Source organism: Candidatus Brocadiaceae bacterium (genome assembly GCA_012728835.1).
Classification (GTDB): domain Bacteria; phylum Planctomycetota; class Brocadiia; order SM23-32; family SM23-32; genus JAAYEJ01.
In genome coordinates, this window is the sequence record JAAYEJ010000075.1 from 15,445 (window position 1) to 31,643 (window position 16,199).

Genomic DNA, 16,199 nt, shown 5'->3' on the forward strand with positions numbered 1-16,199 from the left:
TCAACGTCGCTTCCGGCGCACGATCCAGACGCTGATTCCCACCGCGATGATGGCCGCCGGCAGGATCGCGATGAAGAAGTAGCGTCCCGCCCTCATCTGGGCGGCCGTCAGGGTGGCCTGCGACATGTCGAACGTCTTGGGCGGGATGCCCAGCATGTGCAGCTTGCCGCCCATCCAGTTGAGGGCGTTCATCAGGAAGTAGCGGTGCGCGGGGTTCTGCTCGAGGGCGGCGTCGGTGAACGAGAGCGAACTGCCGATCACCAGAAGCCGGGGGCCGGGTGCGGGCTCCAGTTGCGGCATCATCGGATGCGACGGGGGTTCCCGGGGCGCCACCAGGGCGGCGACCGTCAGGGGGGGCGGGACGTCGCGCGCGGCATCGTATTCGGCCGGCTCGCGCGAGTCCGGTCGGTAGTCCGTCTCGCCCCAGCTCCCGGCGCCCGTCAGCAGCCGGATCGGCGTGCCCGAACCCGGCCGGTCGGGCTCGCCCACCTCGATGGGGCAGGCGTAGACCGGCGAGAAGTTGTACTGCTCCAGTCCGGCGGTGATCGGGTGCTTGCCCAGGCCCTGTGCGGTCACCAGCACCTCCCTCTGCTGGAAGGTGCCCAGCGGGGTGTCATACTTCGTGATGCCCACGGCGTCCGTGCGGGCGTGCAGGCCGTAGGGGCCGATCAGCTCGTTGATGTTGCTCTCTCCGATGCTGACGGCCACGGGGTCGACCAGCACGACGGCGCGGCCGTGGCGTTCGTCGAGATAGGCGCGGATGGCCTGCATCTCGGCCTCGGGGATCGGCGCGGCCGGGCCGGCGATGACCAGGACGGCGCAGTCGTCCGGCACGGCGCCCTCGGCGGCCAGGTTCAGCGCGGAGACCTCGTAGTTGTCCCCGCGCAGGGCCCTGGCGAGGCGCGACAGGGACCGATCCGTCCGGGCAGCCGGCAGGGGCGACATCGGGTCGGGATTCTCGACTTCGAAGGGCCGCTCGCCGTGGCCGGTCAGGAAGCAGACGGCCGGTCGTTCGTCCTCGACCAGTCTGGCGATGGCCGCCGCGAACGCGTCCTCGCCCGTGAACTCGGTGCCGGTGTGCGTGAATATCTCGTAGAAGGGCACGACCTCGCGGGAGTCCTCGGTCAGGAAGACGGCGCAGAAGCGCGGCGGCTCCTCTCCGTCCATCCGCTGGACCAGGTCGTGCAACTGCACCTGGCCCTCGGGGCTGGTCCAGTCCAGCCGTCGCACCTGGACGTGCTTCGAGGCCGACCGGAACTCGTCCAGGAGGTCCAGCACCATGTCCACGGCGCCCTGGGTGCGCGCGTCGGGCGTCGGTTCGATCACGACGACGGCCTCGATCGGTCGGTCGAGTCCGCTCAGTATGTTGCGCGTCTTCGAATGCAGGCTGTAGGTGCGCGTGCCCGTCCAGTCCATGCGCGCGAACCAGCGGGTGGAGATGTAGCAGAGCAGCCCGGCCAGCGTCAGGAACAGCGCGACGACGACCGCGAAGTGCACGCCTTCCAGCGCCCGCCGGCCGCGCACCAGGTTCAGGAGGGTGCGGACGTTGACGAGGGCGCCGGCGGCCGCCAGCGTCAGCCCGCCGATCATCAGGCCGAACGCGATGCGGTCCACATCCGGCAGGGCGCCCGCCCGCACGTCGCCCACGATGAACCCGGCCACCACCAGCATCAGGCCGGCCGGCACGGCCCAGCCGCCCCAGACCTGCAGGGAGGACCTCGGTTCGCGTCTCATGTCCTCACCTCCACTTCCGCAGTTCGAGCGCCTTGACGGTGAGGAACAGGAACGTCACGGTCGTGATGACGAAGTAGGCCAGGCTGCGGGTGTCCACGATGCCCTTGAGGAAGCCGGAGTAGTGGGAGGGCGGGGCGATGTACCGCAACACCTGCACGACGGTGGACGAGGAGTCGCCTCCGAGCAGGCCCAGGAAGTAGAGGCCCAGGAGAAGGACGAAGCTCACGATGGCCGAGGCGATCTGAACCCGGGTCAGGGCCGAACAGAGCAGGCCGATGGCGATGAACTGCGAAGTCATCAGAAACGCGCCCAGGAAGCCCGAGAGCAGGGGCCCCGCATCCATGGGGCCCAGGAGCCGCAGGTAGGCCACCTCAAGCGCCATCGGCACCATCATGATCGTGGCGAACAGCACCGCGCCGACGAACTTGCCCAGCACGACCTCCAGCTCCGTCACGGGCGCCGTCATCAGCGTTTCGACCGTGCCGCTGTGCGTCTCTTCGGCCAGCAGCCGCATGGTCAGAAGCGGGATGCCGACGATCATCAGGACCACGGGCATCGAGAGGGCCCACTGGGCCGCGCTGGCCAGGTGGACCGCCGGCGTCAGCACGGGCGCGAACAGAAGCCCCTGCCCGAGCGCGAAGGCCGTCAGCACGACGTAGGCGATGGGGGAGAGGAAGTAGGCGCCCAGCTCGCGCCTGGTGATCACGGAGACGTTCACCATGGGTCAGTCGTCCTCCTCGGCGCGGTCTCCGGCGTGGGCGGCCGGCACGGCCACGGCGGTCGTGGCGCAGAGCACGAGGGCGCCGACGCCCGCGCCGACAGCCGCCCCGACGCCGGCGAACGCCCAGACCGTGACGCCCAGCGTCAGGGCGACCGTCACCAGGCCGGCGACGGCCGCAGCGGCCCCCGTGACCGGCTCCGCGCGCAAGGCGCGCATGCAGCCCACCACGGCGTCCATGGCCAGCAGCAGCACGCCGGCCACCAGCCCGGCGGTCAGCAGCACGCGGGCCGTCCAGGCGGCGACGCGGTGTGCGGCCGGCTGCGCCTCCGGCCAGGCCAGGCCCAGCAGGCAGCCGGTCAGGGACACGGCAAACAGGACGGCCAGCCCGGCCGTCAGGGGCGCCAGGGCGGCCCCGCCCGCGTAGAGCCACACGCTGACCGAGCCCTCCCAACGGGGCGCGGCGAACAGGCGCGCCCCGACGTGGAACAGGGTGCCCGTCAGCACCATCGCGACGCAGGCGGCCGCCAGCGCCAGCGGCAGCAGCACGAGCAGCAGGCCGCCGGCCCGTGCCGGCAGCAGGGCGGCGGAGTAGGCGGCGGCCCCGACCCGTTCCGGATCGGGCGCGGCCAGGCGGACGTACGCGAGCGCGGCGGGGAAGGCCAGAAGGATGGCGGCGCCCAGCACCACGGCGAAGAACGCCAGCGGCTCGAACAGGCCGCCGCTGATGGCCATCTTCCCGAAGAAGCGGCCCGGGCGCACGAGCAGCTCCGCCAGGCTGCGGCGCAGTGCCCGGCCGGCGGGGACCTCGCTCAGGTTCTCCCAGTCCAGGAGGTCGTTTCTTGCCTGGGTCATCGGTGTGTGCGTCACCCGGCGGCTCCTCTACTCACCAGCGGGACGATCCGGGCCCCCGTCCACCGGGGCGAGTGTGACCCGGTGGAACACGTCCTCGAGCGTTGCGCGGCTGCGCGTCAGTTCGCGCAGCGGCCAGCCGCGCGCGACGGCCAACCGGAAGACGTCCTCCCGCACGTCCGTCTCGGGTGCGGCGGCGATTGTGAACCGCTGCCAGCCGTCGGCCTCGGCCGTCTCCACGGACTCGACACCGGGCAGGTCCCGGAGCGCGGAGGCGGCCTCTGCGGCGTCGGCGCCGATCTCGGCCACGACGGCCGTGCGCATGACGCGCTCCGAGAGCGTCCGGGGGGTGTCGTCGGCCACGATGCGGCCGCGGTCCACGATCAGCACGCGGCGGCAGATGGCCTCGGCCTCGGCCAGGATGTGCGTGGAGATCAGGACGGTGTGCTCTTCGCCCAGGCTGCGGATCAGGCGGCGGGTCTCGCGCACCTGGTTGGGGTCGAGCCCGATCGTCGGTTCGTCGAGCACCAGCACGTCCGGGTCGGCCAGCAGGGCGTCGGCGAGGCCTACGCGTTGGCGGTATCCCTTGCTGAGGGTGCCGATGACCTGGCCGGCGACGTCGCGCACGCCACACAGCTCCATGCAGCGGGCCAGGCGGCGCCTGCGTCGTGCGCGCGGCACGCCCTTGAGCGCCGCCCGGTAAGAGAGGTATTCGCCGACCCGCATCTCGACGTAGAGCGGGTTGCTCTCGGGCATGTAGCCGATGTGGCGGCGGACGGCGCGGGAGTCCGCCCGCACGTCGAGCCCCGCCACGCGGGCGGTGCCTGCGCTGGGCGGCAGGAAGCCGGTGATCATGCGGATCGTGGTCGACTTGCCCGCCCCGTTGGGCCCCAGCAGGCCGACGATCTCGCCGCGGTCGATCCGGAAGCTCACGCCGTCGACCGCCAGGAAGTCGCCGTAGTAGCGGGTCAGGTCCCGGGCTTCCACCAGCACTGTGCCGCCCTCCGGTCTCCGGTCGGTTCCCCTGTGACGAACGGTCACGCGCCTCGTCCGCCTTTGTGTCGCAAAGGTGTTCGGAGGTTCAAACGGGGCATCGGCGCCGGGCCGGCGGCCGCATCTACCGGGCGGCCCGGTCCCCGGCGAACGGCGTCTTCCCGCCTACCGGCTCCTCCTCGGGGCCGGACATCAGCCGGCGCAGCCGGTCGGCCTCGTCCTCGTGTCCGGCCTTGCAGTGGGCGACGCAGGCCATGGAGAACGCGCCCGCCTCCTCGGCCCGCCGGGCGATCTGCGTCCACTCGTTCTCGGTGATCGCCTCGCGCAGAATCCGCCGGGCCCGCATGAACAGGGGCACGTTGCCGGCCTTCATAGCCGTCTCGGCGATGGCGCGAACGGCATCCTGCGCCTCGCAGCGGCTGAAGAACTCCAGGGCGTCGTCATACCGCTCGGCGGCATGGAACATCTCGCCCGTCTCGCGCAGCCTCTGCGGGGTCGCCCTGGGGTCGAACAGGGCCTTGCGCTTGGTATGGAAATCGGGCAGTTCGCCTCTCTTTGCCATGGCCGCCGCTGCCTGAGGAGTCTGGTCCAATGAAGCTACAATTATGCCGGATGCGTCCGATGGCTGTCAAGCGGATGCGGCGGGAAGCGGCCGCTCAGCCGCTCAGCCTGGCCGCGATCTGCGCGACCCGGCGTCCCAGGGCTTCGGCCTGCTCCAGTTCCTCCCGGGTCGGTTCGCGTTCGTTCCGGGAGCCGGCGACGGTTGTGGGACCGTACGGCGTGCCGCCGCGCCCCTCGGTGTGCAGCATGCCAGGCGTGGAGTAGGGCAGGCCCACCCAGACCATGCCCAGGTGGAGCAGCGGCACGGCCATGGTCAGCAGGGTGGTCTCCTGGCCGCCGTGGCTCGTGGCGGTGGAGACGAACACGCCGGTCGGCTTGCCCTCCATCACACCGTCGACCCAGAGCTTCGCCATGCCGTCGATGAGCCGTTTCATCTGGGCCGCCATGTTGCCGAAGCGCGTCGGCGAGCCCCAGATCACGGCATCGGCCCGCGCCAGGTCGTCCATCGTGCATTCGGGCACGTCTTTGTGCTGCTCCCAGACGGCCCGGGCATACTGATCGGCCTGGATGGCCGGGAGTTCATCCGCGAACTCGGCCGCACGCCGCATGACGACCTCGGCGCCGTCGACCGACGACGCACCCGCCGCCACCGCGCGCGCCAGCGTCAGCACGTGTCCGTACCGCGAGTAGTAGACGATCAGGATCTTCATCGTCGCGCCTCCTCATACCTTGGTCTGGCAACGTCCGTCTCCTTCCACGCTATCCGGTCTGCCCGCCCCCTGCAAGCACCGGCGTCTGCGCCTGGGAATGGCCCGACGCGGCTGCTACACTGACATCGTTCGCCATGGAACCAGAAACGATGACCGGTCGGGAGCGCTGGGAGGCCGTTCTCCGGCACGAGCTGCCGGACCGCGTGCCGATGGACTACTGGGCGACGCCGGAGGCTTCCGCCAGACTGGTGGGGTATCTGGGCTGCCGCGACCTGGGCGAGGCCCTGCGGCGGCTGCACGTCGATCGGCCGGCCCTGGTCGGCCCGCGCTACGTCGGGGCGCCCCTTGCGGCCGGCACCGACATCCACGGCTGCCGGTATCGCCGGGTGGAGTACGACGGCGGCGCCTACAGCGAGTGCGTCGAGCATCCCCTGGCGCAATACGAGACCGTCGACGAGATCGAGGCCGGCTACACGTGGCCGTCGGTGGACTGCTATGACTACTCGCGCATCCCCGCCGAGGCGGCGGCCAACGCGGACCGCCCGATCCGCGGGGGCGGGTCGGAGCCCTTCATGGACTACAAGAGCCTGCGGGGGCAGGAGCAGGCCTTCATGGACCTGGTGCTCCACCCGGAGATCGTCGACTACTGCCTGGACCGGCTGTTCGGATTCTGTTACGAGAACACCCGCCGCATCCTGGAGCAGGCCGGCGGCCGGGTCCTGATCAGTTACGTGGCCGAGGATCTGGGGGGCCAGACGGCCCTGATGATGTCGCTCGACCACATCCGCCGGTTCCTGGCCCCCCGCATGAAGAGGATGATCGACCTGGTGCACGAGGCCGGCGCCTATGCGTTCTTCCACAGCGACGGGGCGGTCGTGGACGCCATCCCGGACATGATCGAGATCGGCATCGACGTGCTCAACCCCATCCAGTGGCGATGCCGCGGGATGGACAGGGCGGTCCTCAAGAGCCGTTTCGGCCGGCGCCTGCTCCTGCACGGCGGGGTCGACAATCAGCAGACGCTCGCCTTCGGGAGCGTGCAGGACGTGGAGGCCGAGGTCCGGCACAACATCCGCGTGCTGGGGGCCGGAGGCGGCTACGTCCTGGCGCCGTGCCACAACATCCAGAGCGTCAGCCCGCCGGAGAACGTCGTGGCCATGTATGAGACAGGCTACGCGGACGGGAGGTACTGACGCCCCGGCGGCTACGTCGGATACTCCGCGTTGATCCGCACGTATTCCCTGGTCAGGTCGCACGAGCGCACGCGGCCCCGGCCGAACCCTATGCCGAGGTTGATCCGCACCGCGACGGTGTCGGCGTGCATCGGGGCGCGGGCGTCGGCGCCGGTCGGCATGCCGTTGTGGAACACACAGACCGGCCCGATGTGCACGGTGGTCGTGTGCGGCTGCACGGCCGCGCCCGAGTAGCCGATGGCGCAGACGATGCGGCCCCAGTTGGGGTCGCATCCGTAGACGGCGCACTTGACCAGTTGGGACTCGGCGACGGCGCGCGCCACGCGGTGGGCCGAGTCGGCGTCGGCGGCGCCCTCCACGATGACCTCGATGACCTTCGTGGCGCCCTCGCCGTCGCGCACGATCTGGAGCGCCAGGGAGTCCATGACGGCCAGCAGGGCCTGGCGGAACTCCGCCGCCCCGGGTCCGTCGGGCGTCACGTTGACGCCGGAGCGGCCACCGGCCAGCGCGATGACGGAGTCGTTTGTGCTCGAGTCGCCGTCCACCGTGATCCGGTTGAACGTCTGCCCGGCGGCCTCCCTCAGGAACTCGCGCAGGTCGCCGGGGGCCACCAGTGCGTCGGTGGTGACGAACGCCAGCATGGTGGCCATGTTCGGGGCGATCATGCCCGAGCCCTTGGCCATGCCGCCGACGTGGAAGGTGCGGCCGTCGACGGCGGAACGGACGGCGGCCGCCTTCGGGCGCGTGTCGGTGGTCATGATGGCGCGTTCGGCCGCCCGGGCGTGGGCCTCGCCCGTGCCGATGCGCAGGTGCGACTCGCGGAGGCCGGCCTCGATCTTGTCCATGGGCAGGGGATGGCCGATGATGCCGGTGGAGGCCACGCAGACGTCCTCGGGCGCGCAGCCGACGAGGTCGGCGATCAGTTCGGCGGTGCGCTGCACGTCGCGGTCGCCCTGCTCTCCGGTGCAGGCGTTGGCGTTGCCGCTGTTGACGGCGACGGCCCGCACGCGGGGCGAGGGCAGGTGCCGCCGGCACCACTGGACGGGGGCGGCGGCGAAGCGGTTGACGGTGAACAGGCCCGCCCCGGAGGTCGGCGCGTCGCAGACGACCAGGGCGACGTCGGGCTCTCCGGCGGCCTTCTTGAGGCCGCCGCGCGCGGCACCGACGGCGAAGCCGGCGGCGCTCAGGATGCTGCCATCGGGGATGATGTCCACTGCTTCGGTCTCCCGGTCCGGAAGGACCTGAAAAGGACGATGGGGTCGTGCGCGGTCGTTATGACTCCTGGGCGTGCTGCTGGCCCAGTTCGGCGTAGCGCACCAGATGATCCCGCGCGGCCTCCCAGCGGTCGAGGCGGCGGCCGAGCACCAGGCCGAGTTGCAGGTGCAGTTCGGCGTTCCAGGGATTGAGTTCCAGCGCCTTCTGCCAGAACTCGACGCATCGTTCGGCGTCGTCCCCGTCCAGGGCGAGGCGGCCGGCGGTCTCCAGCGCCTCCACGGAGTAGGGGTTTGCCGCCAGGGCGCGTTCGGCCTCCCGGACCGCCTCCTCGCGGTGGTTCCGGGTGTCCAGCGCGGAGGCCAGGGCCAGGAGGGCCGCGTCGCTGCGCGCGTCGTGCTCAAGGCCCGTGCGAGCGGCGGTCTCCGCCCGCGCGGGCTCGCCGGCGGCCAGGAACGCGCGGCTGAGGGTGGCGAACGACCGGGCGTCCGGACGGGACGATGCGGCGATCTGCGCGCTGGCCACCGCGTCCGACGCCCTGCCGGCGGCCATGTGGACCTCCGCCAGGGCCAGCCGGGCATCGGCCTCGTGGTCCGGCTGGACGGTGGACGCCTCCAGGACCCGGACGGCCTCCTCGAACCTGTCCATCCGCCCCAGGAGCCGGCCCAGCGCGATCCGTGCGGGCGCGTACTCGGGCTGTTCGGCCAGCAGGGCCTCCAGGATCGTGCGGGCCTGCGCATGCTCCCGCCGGGCGGCCAGCGTGTTGGCCAGTTGCACCGATGCGTAGGGGAAGCGGCTGTTGAGGGCTGCGGCGTCCTCGAAGGCCCGGCGCGCATCCTCGGTGCGCCACATCTGGAGCGCCGCATCGCCGTAGGCGGCCAGCACGCCGGGGTCGTGCGGGTGTGTCTGGGCGGCCCTGCGCAGGACGTCCAGGGCGTCCTCGTGCCGTCCCTGCAGGCGCAGGATGGCGGCCAGTTGGCGGTTGATCGCGATGCTGCCGCTGGTGATTGCGAATGCCTCCCTCAGGGCTCTGAGGGCCTCCTCGTCGCGCCCCAGGGCGCGCAGAGCCATGGCCAGTTCCGCCCAGGTTTCGGGCCGGCCGTCGCCGGCGCCCAGGGCAAGGCGGTAGCAGGCCACGGCCTCGGCCAGTCGGCCGCGGTTGCGATGAAAGCGCGCCAGATGGACGTGCACGAAGGGGCAGGCCGGCAGCAGGGCGGCCGCGCGCGTCAGGCGGGACTGGGCGGCCTCTTCGTTGCCCGATTCGAGTGCCATCAGGGCTTCGGCGTAGTGGTAGAGGCCCTCGCGGGTCATGTCGCTGAGCCGTGCCTGCTCCAGCAGGAGCACCGCGTTGTCCTGACGGCCCCTGCGCAGGTTCAGCCAGGCCAGCAGGGCGCACACGGGGCCGCTCTCCGGGTGGTCCCTGCGGGCGGCCTCGGCGCGGGCGATGGCGTCGTCCGGCCGGCCGGCCATGTGCAGGGCGAAGACCCCGCGCATGAAGCAGGCGTTCGGCCCGGCCGGCGCCAGGTCAAGGAACCGGTCGGCGGCCACGTCCCACAGGCCGGCCTCGAGGAAGAACAGGGCTTCGGCGATCGCCACGGGATCGCGCGGCGGTTCGGGTGCGGGGGCGCCGGGGCCGAAGGCGGCCTCCAGCAGCCTCAGCCAGTCCGCGTCGGCGGCGTCCAGTTCCTGCCGCCGTCGGCTGGAGAGGTCCGCCTGCTCCTCGGAGAGCTGCACTGCCACGCGCAGGCTGTGCGCGACACGGCCCGTCGCCGCGTCATAGACGTCCACGCCCACCTGGCGTGCGGCCGCCGCTCCGGCGACGGCCACCCGGATCAGGACCGTGGCCGACCGGTTGTGAAGGGCGCGGACGATGGGGGCCGGCAGCGGGCCGGGCCGGGACCCCGCAGTCCGCACGTGGGCGGCGAACAGGGCCGTCTCCACGCCGTGCGCGGTCAGGCAGCCGGCCAGCACGCGCGTCGCATAGGCGTCCAGGAGCGGGGCGTCCGGCGCATCCAGCAGCATCACCGCCTCCGGGCGCCGGGGAAATGCCTCCATGGCGGCGGCGGCCGCCCCGTGCAGGGCCTCGATCAGGGACGCGACCGTCGGTGCGGTCTCGGGCGCCTCGGCGGGTCCGTCCCCGGCGGCGCTCACGGCGCTCGCCGCCAGCAGGGCGGCCATGCACACGCTCAGCCACGCCGCGTGCAGCGGCCGGCGCGGCCGTTCCGATCTGCGATGTCCCTCTCCGTCCACTCACGACTCCTCGGGAAGAGGCAGGGGGCTTCCATTCGGCACCGCGTTGTTTTGACGGCTCCGGCGGCCGCCAACTATAATCGCCATCATAGCCGGAGTCCCCCTGAAAAGAAAAACGCCCGTCCATGTCCACCCGGTCGTTTCGCATCATCACCGCCCGCACGGCGGGGTTCTGTATGGGCGTGCGCCGCGCCGTCGGCATGGCGCTGGGAGCGGCCGACGAGCCGGGACACCCGCGGCCCATCCGCACGCACGGCCCCCTGATCCACAACCGCCAGGTTCTGCAGGTGCTGGAGCGGCGCGACGTACGGACGCTGGCGGACGGCGAGCGTCCGGAGGGCGGCACGGTCCTGGTCCGGGCGCACGGGCTGGCGCGCGAGGAGCGCGAGGCGCTGGACGCCGGCCCGTGCGCGGTGCTGGACGCCACCTGTCCGCACGTGCACCGTCTGCAGCGGATCGTTCAGGAGCAGGCCGCGCGCGGGTACGCCTGCATCGTCGTCGGCGACGCCGGCCACGCCGAGGTCACCGGCGTGCTCAGCTACGCCGGCCCGGCCGGCTACATCGTCTCCGGCCCGGACGACGTCGACGCGCTGCCGCCGCTGGACAAGGTCATCGTGGTGGCGCAGACGACGCAGGACGAGGACCTCTTCCGCCGCACCGCCGCGCGCGCGCAGGAGCGCTTTGCCGAGTGCGTCACCTTCGACACGGTCTGCCGTTCCACCGAACGGCGCCAGACCGAGGCGCGCGAACTGGCCGGCCGCGTGGACGCCATGGTCGTGGTCGGCGGCTACCACAGCGCGAACACCCGGCGGCTCGCCGACATCAGCCGGGCCACCGGCACGCCGACCTTCCACGTGGAGACCGAACGCGAACTGGACCTGGAGGCGGTGCTGCAGTACGGCACCGTGGGGCTGACGGCCGGCGCCTCGACCCCCAACTGGATGCTGCGCCGCGTCGTGCGGCGGCTGGAGGACGAGCACCTGCGGCGCACGGCCCTGCTGCGCTGCCTGATGCGCACGTTTGCCCGGGGGCTCGTGAACTCCAACCTGTTCGCCGCCGGCGGCACCGCCGCGCTCACGTACGCCTGCGCCCTGCTGCTGCCGGTGCGGCCTGTGCAACTGGGGGTCTGCATGGCGGTCTCGTTCTTCTTCGTGCTGAGCCAGCACCTTCTGAACCAGCACGGCCGGCGCGAATCGCTGTACCTGAGCGAGCCGGACCGCGCGGACTTCTTCATGGCCAACGAGGGGCCCCTGTTCGCGCTGGCCGTGGCGTCGTCGCTGCTGGCCATCTTCCTGGCATCGTTCCTGGGGTGGTGGCCGTTCGGGCTGGTGGCGGCGGGCACGGCGGGCGGGCTGGCCTACCGATGGCCGCTCCCCAGGGTGCTCGGGGAGCGCCTGCGGCTGCGCAGCCTGGAGCACGTGCCGGGGTCCAAGGAGCTGTTCGTGGGGCTGGCCTGGGGCACGCTGGCGGGGCTGGTGCCCGCCCTGGCCGCAGGCGGCGGGCCCGGGCAGTGGGCGGCCGCCGCCGTGGCCTTCGCCATCGCGTTTCTGCTGGCCTATCAGCGCAGCCTGGCGCTGGACCTGCGCGACGTCGAGGGCGATCAGCTCGTGGGCCGGGAGACGCTGGCCGGCATCCTGGGCGGACGGGCCGCCCGGCGGGTCCTCTGGGCGCTGGCCGTGCTCCTGGGGGTGGTGCTGGCGCTGGCATGCCTGGCCGGATGGACCACCGGGTTCTGCCTGCCCCTGCTGTTCTGCGTGCCGTATGTGCCGGCCACCTACGTGATGCTGCGTCGCTGGCACAGGCGGGAGGCGGAGCCGGCCGAGATCCTCGTGGACGCCGGATTCTACCTGCTCGGGGCCGTCGGACTGGTCTTCGGCGCGTGAGGTCCCCCGCGCGTTCGAGCCCCCGCCGCCCGGGCGACGGAGATATCGGACATGGGAATGGCTCTCAACGGTTGACTTGCCGCTTAAAAACGCTAACATGTAGCCGCGTGGCGAGACCCGCTTCTGCGATACGTAGCCAAGGGGAGAGGGGACCATGGAGCACATCGGCCGGTTCGAACTGGGTGCGGAGATCGACAGAGGCCCTCTGAGCGTGACGTACGAGGCGGAGGACAGCGGGACGCCATGCGTCCTCCAGGTGATCGCCGAGGACGCCGTGCCGGTCGAGCCGGGGCTGCGGGCAGGGCTGGTCAAGGCGCTTGAGGGCCTCAAGGCGATCGAGCATCCCTCCATTGTGCGCGTGCTGGATGCCGGCGAGGCCGACGGCCGGGTGTTCATCGCCTCGGAACGGATGCGGTGTGCAACCCTTCAGGAGACCATCGCCGAGGCCGAGCGCCTGGAGGAGCAGCAGGTTGTCCTGTTCGTCCGCCAGATGGCGCAGGCCCTCGACAAGGCCCATGGCGCCGGCTACTGCCACGGCGACCTGAACGCCCGCAACGTCTTCGTCGTCTCGCCCGAGAAGGTAAAGCTGTCCGCATTCGCCGTCAAGGCCCTGCTGGAGGAGCCCCCGGACGCGTCGGCACTGGACGCGGAGGCGGGAGAGGGAGAGGGGGGCGAGGACTGGCTGACGGCCGAGGACCTGCTGCGCAGCAAGAGCAGACGGCTGCTGGTCGACAGGGTCCAGCAGGACCTCGTCGGCCTGGCCGTGCTGATGCTGAACATGCTGGGCTACGAGGTGCCCGAGCGGGATGAGGACGAGGCCCTGGTGGCCTACCGGGAGTACATCCTGGACCAGTATTCCAGCGTGCTGACCGATCCGGCGACCGGCGTCGGCGCGCGGGCGGGCGAGGTGGCCCGGCGCCTGCTGACGACCGGCGGCTTCGAGAGTCCGGGCGAGGTCGTCGTGGAGCTGGCCAGCGCGATGCTGGTGGGGCGGGGCGTCGGGCGCAGCCGGCCGGTGGAGGACGAGGCGTCGCCGGAGCCGGAGGAGCCGGCGGCCGCCGAGGCCCCCGCAGCGGAGGGGGGGCTGGCCCCCCTGGAGTTCAAGGGCGATTCGCGCACGGCGGACTTCACTCCGTTTTTCGTCTGGACCGACCGCCGCGGCGGCCGGTTCCTGATCATCCACGACGGCGAACGGCTGGCCATCGGGCGGGATCCGGACGTCAGTGACTGGACCCTGATGGACCCGGCGATCTCGCGGCGTCACTGCTACCTGAGCAAGGAGAACGGCGTTCTGCGGGTCCAGGATCTGGGCAGCAGCAACGGCACGTTCGTGAACGGCGAGCGCGTGGAAGAGGCCGAGGTGGGCCCGAGCGACGAACTGCGTGTGGGGACGACGCGGTTCCTCATGGGGTTGGCTGACAGGGAGTAGCGCGGGCCTGCGTCCGGCGACTCGGGGTGCGCCTCGAGCCGCCACGGTGGCGACCGCCTCCGCGCACCGGGTGCGGAAGGCGGCTGATTGCACTGGTCCGGCGCAGAGAGACAATGGCAAAGCTCCTGAAGCGGCTTTTTGCCTTCCGCAAGGCCCCGTACGGCGGCTTCGTGCCGGAAGAGAAGATCGCCCACGGGGGGATGAGCACGATCTGGCGGGCACGGCATCCGCAGACGGGGACCGCCTTCGCCCTGAAGATCCTCACTCCCGAGTCCGCCGAGCTGCAGGACTCCTTCGGCAAGGTCTTCGCCGCCGAAGAGGGCAAGACGGCCCTGGGCCTGAACCACCCGAACGTCATCAAGACCTACGAGTACGGTCGACAGGGGCGCAACGAGTACTACATCGTGATGGAGTACGTCGATGGGCCGAACCTGGAGACGCTGATCCTCCTGCACTCGCCCCGCGTCCGCGAGAACCGCTTCGACCTGCTGCTGCAGGTCGGCTCCGGGCTGGCCTACATCCACGAACAGGGCCTGATCCACCGGGACTTCTGCCCCAAGAACGTGCTGTACGGCAGCGACGGCGTCGCCAAGATCGTGGACTTCGGCCTGAGCATCCCGGCGGGGGTCAGGAGCCCGTTGGCGGAGGCGCGGGCCGGGACGGCCAGCTACATGGCGCCGGAGCAGATCCGCAGCCAGCCGCTGGACGAGCGTGCCGACGTCTACGCGTTCGGCCTCTCCGCGTTCGAGATCCTGACGTGCCGGCGTCCCTTCCCGGTCAGTTCGGATCGCAGCCGGCGCATGCAGAACCGGCTCAACACCGAGCCGCTCAAGCTCCGGCAGGTCGACCCCGGGCTGTCCGAACGGCTCGAGGCCATCATCGGGAAATGCATTGAAAAGGACCGGGAGATGCGCTATAAGTCCATGCTGGAGGTCATGAGACATCTGCGGGCCGCGGTGGAAGCCGCGTCATCCGGCAGCGGCTGATCACTTACACGCGCGTTGCAGGAAGGGAAGGCCCTATGAACCCGCGCCTCCGTGTTGACGTTGGCCGACAGGTGGGCTTCGAGTACGAGATCCCGCCCAAGGAGGAGACCGAGGCCGTCTGGCTGGGCCGGGGGGGGTTCTGCCAGATCCGTCTGGCGGACAACCAGCTCTCCCGCCGCCACTCCCAGTTCTCCTTCTGCGACGGCGTGCTCTATGTCGAGGACCTGGGGAGCAAGAACGGGACGCTCGTCAACGGCGAGCCCGTGCGCGACCGCCTCGCCATCAAGGACGGCGACCGCATCACCGTCGGCAGCCATGAACTGGTCGTCATCCACCCCACCCCGACCAGCGACCGCGCCGGCGTTCTGGCGCCCCTCGGCCAGCGCGAGGAGGAGGAGAACGCCTTCCAGGAGCTTGCGCATCAGGTCGGGTCGGACTTCGGCGGCTACGTCGTGGAGAAGGTCATCTTCAACGGCACCGCCTCGGTCGTCTTCCGCGCCCGCCAGGTCCAGACGGGCACGCCGGCCGCCGTCAAGGTGCTCAAGCGCCTGAAGCGGGTCACCGTGGAGGACCAGAACCGGTTCCTGCGAGGGGCCAGGCACAGCGCCGCGCTGAGGCACGAGAACTTCGTGCGCGTCTACAAGGGCGGGCGCGTGCACGAGTGGTTCTACATCGCCATGGAATACGCGCCGGGCCGCAACCTGGTGGAGATCGTCGAACACAAGGGCGGGCCGCTCGAGGTGAAGACGGCCCTGCGGATCGCCGACCAGGTCCTGGATGCCCTCCAGTACGCCTACGAGCAGGACATCGTGTTCCGGGCCGTCCGCCCCGACAACATCATCATCACCGAGGGCATGACGGTGAAGCTGACGGACTTCGACCTGGTCAAGCCGCTGGCCGGCCGCCAGGACGCCCAGGTCACCCGCGTCATGGACGGCAGCCTCAAGGTCGATCCGGCGTTCGCGGCCCCGGAACTGATCGCCTACCCCGTCGTGGCCGACCAGAAGGCCGACGTCTTCGGCGCCGGCGCCGTGCTCTACTACATGCTCTGCGCACGGCCGCCGTTCGGCGGCGCGCTGCCTGCCGACAAGCTGACGAGCGCCTTCGACCGCGTCGCCGTGCCGCCCCGCGAGATCAACCCCGAGGTGCCCGAGGCCGTCTGCGAGGTGCTCAAGCAGGCCATGTCGGACTACGATCGCTACGCCACGCCCGGTGCCATGCGCGAGGCCCTGGCGCAGGCCGCCGCCGAGGTCCGGCACTGAGGCGGCGGGACGATCGGAGGCCCCTCGCATGAGCGCATACGTGCAGATCACCGAGGGGGAACGTGCCGGCTGGAGCCTTGCGCTGGACCGCATCGGGTCCTACACCATCGGGCGCCGCTCCGCCAGCGACCTCTCGATCGTCGAGAAGGCCGTCTCCCGCACGCACTGCCGGGTCGAGTTCGACGGCAGCTTCTACTGGCTCGTCGACTGCGACAGCCACAACGGCACGTTCGTCAACGAGCGCCGCGTCACCCGCAGCATGCTCTACGACGGCGACATGATCCGCGTCGGCCACGTCAGTCTCCGCTTCGTCATGCCCGGGCAGACCGCCGGTTCCCACGGCTGATCCCCGCGCCGAAGCTGGCCGTTCGCGCGTCGGACCGGTATAATCGTCTCCGTCGCCTGTCCTTCGGCAC

General features: G+C 71.2%; 14 protein-coding genes. 6 read left to right on the top strand and 8 right to left on the bottom strand.

Annotated features, from left to right (window positions below):
• The 6 genes from GXY85_12245 to wrbA form a co-directional block, all read right to left on the bottom strand.
• On the bottom strand, positions 1–1,734 hold the full coding sequence (locus tag GXY85_12245; GenBank protein NLW51592.1) for a hypothetical protein: 1,734 nt from the start codon (positions 1,732–1,734) through the stop codon (positions 1–3).
• A 4-nt stretch (positions 1,735–1,738) separates the two neighbouring features.
• Positions 1,739–2,455, bottom strand: coding sequence for an ABC transporter permease (locus tag GXY85_12250; protein NLW51593.1), 717 nt, complete (start codon positions 2,453–2,455; stop codon positions 1,739–1,741).
• 3 nt (positions 2,456–2,458) lie between these two features.
• Positions 2,459–3,307 (bottom strand): hypothetical protein, encoded by an 849-nt coding sequence (locus GXY85_12255; GenBank protein ID NLW51594.1) that lies wholly within the window; start codon positions 3,305–3,307, stop codon positions 2,459–2,461.
• 27 nt (positions 3,308–3,334) lie between these two features.
• A complete protein-coding gene (locus tag GXY85_12260; GenBank protein NLW51595.1) occupies positions 3,335–4,294 on the bottom strand; it encodes an ATP-binding cassette domain-containing protein in 960 nt (319 codons plus the stop codon).
• Between the two features lie 127 nt (positions 4,295–4,421).
• Positions 4,422–4,859: a hypothetical protein gene (locus GXY85_12265; GenBank protein ID NLW51596.1), complete on the bottom strand. Its 438-nt coding sequence runs from the start codon at positions 4,857–4,859 to the stop codon at positions 4,422–4,424.
• A gap of 94 nt (positions 4,860–4,953) precedes the next feature.
• Complete coding sequence (gene wrbA / locus GXY85_12270; GenBank protein NLW51597.1) at positions 4,954–5,568, bottom strand: NAD(P)H:quinone oxidoreductase; 615 nt, start codon at positions 5,566–5,568, stop codon at positions 4,954–4,956.
• Positions 5,569–5,702: 134 nt separating this feature from the next.
• On the opposite strand from wrbA, the gene GXY85_12275 reads away from it, so the two are divergent.
• Entirely contained in the window at positions 5,703–6,761 is a 1,059-nt protein-coding gene (locus tag GXY85_12275; protein NLW51598.1) for a uroporphyrinogen-III decarboxylase-like protein, read from the top strand.
• Positions 6,762–6,772: 11 nt separating this feature from the next.
• On the opposite strand, the gene argJ is transcribed toward GXY85_12275, so the two are convergent.
• Together argJ and GXY85_12285 are read right to left on the bottom strand one after the other, a co-directional pair.
• Complete coding sequence (argJ, locus tag GXY85_12280; protein NLW51599.1) at positions 6,773–7,966, bottom strand: bifunctional glutamate N-acetyltransferase/amino-acid acetyltransferase ArgJ; 1,194 nt, start codon at positions 7,964–7,966, stop codon at positions 6,773–6,775.
• A gap of 67 nt (positions 7,967–8,033) precedes the next feature.
• Entirely contained in the window at positions 8,034–10,223 is a 2,190-nt protein-coding gene (locus GXY85_12285; protein NLW51600.1) for a tetratricopeptide repeat protein, read from the bottom strand.
• Positions 10,224–10,348: 125 nt separating this feature from the next.
• Between GXY85_12285 and ispH the strand changes: the two genes are divergently transcribed.
• The 5 genes from ispH (at position 10,349) to GXY85_12310 (ending at position 16,129) form a co-directional block, all read left to right on the top strand.
• Positions 10,349–12,106, top strand: coding sequence for a 4-hydroxy-3-methylbut-2-enyl diphosphate reductase (ispH, locus tag GXY85_12290; GenBank protein ID NLW51601.1), 1,758 nt, complete (start codon positions 10,349–10,351; stop codon positions 12,104–12,106).
• A gap of 154 nt (positions 12,107–12,260) precedes the next feature.
• The gene (locus GXY85_12295) at positions 12,261–13,535 is read left to right on the top strand and encodes an FHA domain-containing protein (GenBank protein ID NLW51602.1); all 1,275 of its coding nucleotides are present in this window, start codon (positions 12,261–12,263) and stop codon (positions 13,533–13,535) included.
• Between the two features lie 113 nt (positions 13,536–13,648).
• Positions 13,649–14,521 (top strand): serine/threonine protein kinase, encoded by an 873-nt coding sequence (locus GXY85_12300; protein ID NLW51603.1) that lies wholly within the window; start codon positions 13,649–13,651, stop codon positions 14,519–14,521.
• Between the two features lie 35 nt (positions 14,522–14,556).
• Complete coding sequence (locus GXY85_12305; GenBank protein ID NLW51604.1) at positions 14,557–15,783, top strand: protein kinase; 1,227 nt, start codon at positions 14,557–14,559, stop codon at positions 15,781–15,783.
• A 28-nt stretch (positions 15,784–15,811) separates the two neighbouring features.
• Entirely contained in the window at positions 15,812–16,129 is a 318-nt protein-coding gene (locus GXY85_12310; GenBank protein ID NLW51605.1) for an FHA domain-containing protein, read from the top strand.
• Positions 16,130–16,199 lie beyond the last annotated feature (70 nt).

Coding starts and splice junctions, on each gene's coding strand:
- GXY85_12245 (NLW51592.1), bottom strand. CDS start 1,734: ATGAGACGCGAACCGAGGTCCTCCCTGCAGGTCTGGGGCGGCTGGGCC.
- GXY85_12250 (NLW51593.1), bottom strand. CDS start 2,455: ATGGTGAACGTCTCCGTGATCACCAGGCGCGAGCTGGGCGCCTACTTC.
- GXY85_12255 (NLW51594.1), bottom strand. CDS start 3,307: ATGACCCAGGCAAGAAACGACCTCCTGGACTGGGAGAACCTGAGCGAG.
- GXY85_12265 (NLW51596.1), bottom strand. CDS start 4,859: ATGGCAAAGAGAGGCGAACTGCCCGATTTCCATACCAAGCGCAAGGCC.
- wrbA (NLW51597.1), bottom strand. CDS start 5,568: ATGAAGATCCTGATCGTCTACTACTCGCGGTACGGACACGTGCTGACG.
- GXY85_12275 (NLW51598.1), top strand. CDS start 5,703: ATGGAACCAGAAACGATGACCGGTCGGGAGCGCTGGGAGGCCGTTCTC.
- ispH (NLW51601.1), top strand. CDS start 10,349: ATGTCCACCCGGTCGTTTCGCATCATCACCGCCCGCACGGCGGGGTTC.
- GXY85_12295 (NLW51602.1), top strand. CDS start 12,261: ATGGAGCACATCGGCCGGTTCGAACTGGGTGCGGAGATCGACAGAGGC.
- GXY85_12300 (NLW51603.1), top strand. CDS start 13,649: ATGGCAAAGCTCCTGAAGCGGCTTTTTGCCTTCCGCAAGGCCCCGTAC.
- GXY85_12305 (NLW51604.1), top strand. CDS start 14,557: ATGAACCCGCGCCTCCGTGTTGACGTTGGCCGACAGGTGGGCTTCGAG.
- GXY85_12310 (NLW51605.1), top strand. CDS start 15,812: ATGAGCGCATACGTGCAGATCACCGAGGGGGAACGTGCCGGCTGGAGC.